General features: G+C 41.4%; 2 tRNA genes. Both read right to left on the bottom strand.

Annotated features, from left to right (window positions below):
- Positions 1–161 precede the first annotated feature (161 nt).
- A tRNA-Ala gene (locus tag CWB62_RS18415) sits at positions 162–237 on the bottom strand.
- Between the two features lie 44 nt (positions 238–281).
- A tRNA-Ile gene (locus tag CWB62_RS18410) sits at positions 282–358 on the bottom strand.
- Between the last annotated feature and the right edge of the window lie 48 nt (positions 359–406).

The following is a 406-nucleotide window of genomic DNA, read 5'->3' as shown; positions in this document are numbered from 1 at the left end:
GAAAACTCTGTACAAATACATTGTATTCATACGAATTTTATTATCAGCTTTTCCAAATTTTTAAAGAGCAAGAGATACAAAAACCTCTCAAAATTAAACACACTCTATTCTCAGGCGATTTAGCTGCCCGATAAAGAATATTTATTTTTAAGAAGTAGAAGTGGTGGAGCTAAGCAGGATCGAACTGCTGACCTCCTGCGTGCAAGGCAGGCGCTCTCCCAGCTGAGCTATAGCCCCACATATGCTGGTCTTATTGTTTGATTACCGACTTCGTGAAGAAGTGGTGGGTCTGAGTAGATTTGAACTACCGACCTCACCCTTATCAGGGGTGCGCTCTAACCAGCTGAGCTACAGACCCAAACAATAAGTGTTGTTCTCTTTACAATAACAATCATCTGTGTGGACA

It is taken from the genome of Pseudoalteromonas sp. S408 (genome assembly GCF_005886645.1).
Taxonomy (GTDB): Bacteria; Pseudomonadota; Gammaproteobacteria; order Enterobacterales; family Alteromonadaceae; genus Pseudoalteromonas.
The sequence above is the reverse complement of the archived record's forward strand: the minus strand, read 5'-3'. Positions and strand labels throughout refer to the sequence as shown.